Here is a 1,014-nt window from a genome sequence, read left to right on the forward strand (position 1 = left end):
GGGGTGATCAACATTATCCGATGTAGAGAAAGGCACTTTCTTGTTTAAGCCGTAAACGGAGCTGGAAGATGCATATATGAAATGCTTGATATGGCTTTTACGACAAGCTTCTAAGACGTTTAAAAATCCACTTAAATTCGATTCAGCGTAACAATGTGGGTTTACAAGTGAATATCTAACACCAGCCTGTGCGGCAAGATGGATAACTCTGTCAAACTTTTCTTTCTCAAATAAACGTTCTATTTCATTTTTATTTGATATATCCATATTAAAGAATCGAAATAATGGATTTTTTATAAAACTTAATCTTGCATACTTTAACTCAACATCATAATAGTCATTGATATTATCAATACCTATAACCTCATATCCTAATGAGTTTAGTTTTCTAATAGTTGCACTACCAATAAAACCTGCCGCACCTGTAACTAAGTACTTCATAAATTAACACCATAAGACGCATACAACAAAAATAGTAGTAATTTATTGATATGTAAAGCTAATTAACTAGCGCTACTTCTTGGTTATATTGAATTTAATGATGCTGTGATTTTGATCTAGATTATTATGAAAAACGAAGAAAAACATCAATATTAATAGTGAAGTTAACCAGCAAGAGTATTTTTATTACGTTATTTATATTTCATATTTATTTAATGAAAACTCAATTATTTCCATTCATAATCTACATTTGATAAAGAATAAAAATACTTACTTCGGTTTTACATTAAGCATAATATCGCCATCCAAGCATTAGATGCTTAGACTTTCTGCTAGCTCACCTCTACCTCAAAGCGTTTGACACTGGTACGAACTGCACAAATTGATCTCCATCAGTCTGTGCTCCACAGGTTAGTGATACTCTACCGCCAAATATAAAGCCCACGTCCTATGGCTCAGCAAAGCCTGTAGATAAGGTCATTAAGTAGCAATGTCGATTAATATTTCAGATCTAACGAATGCACTAACTAAAGTCGAAAACGTTCATAAAGTTCAGTTGGAAAATGTCCATCA

Annotated in this window: 1 protein-coding gene; it reads right to left on the minus strand. The window is 32.5% G+C overall.

What is annotated here, in order from left to right:
- On the minus strand, nucleotides 1–441 hold a 441-nt coding region (locus R7Q38_RS25025), incomplete at its 3' end, for an NAD-dependent epimerase/dehydratase family protein (RefSeq protein ID WP_318114756.1).
- Between the last annotated feature and the right edge of the window lie 573 nt (nucleotides 442–1,014).

The sequence above is a fragment of the Vibrio sp. Vb0598 genome (assembly GCF_033338935.1).
Taxonomy (GTDB): Bacteria; Pseudomonadota; Gammaproteobacteria; order Enterobacterales; family Vibrionaceae; genus Vibrio; species Vibrio alginolyticus.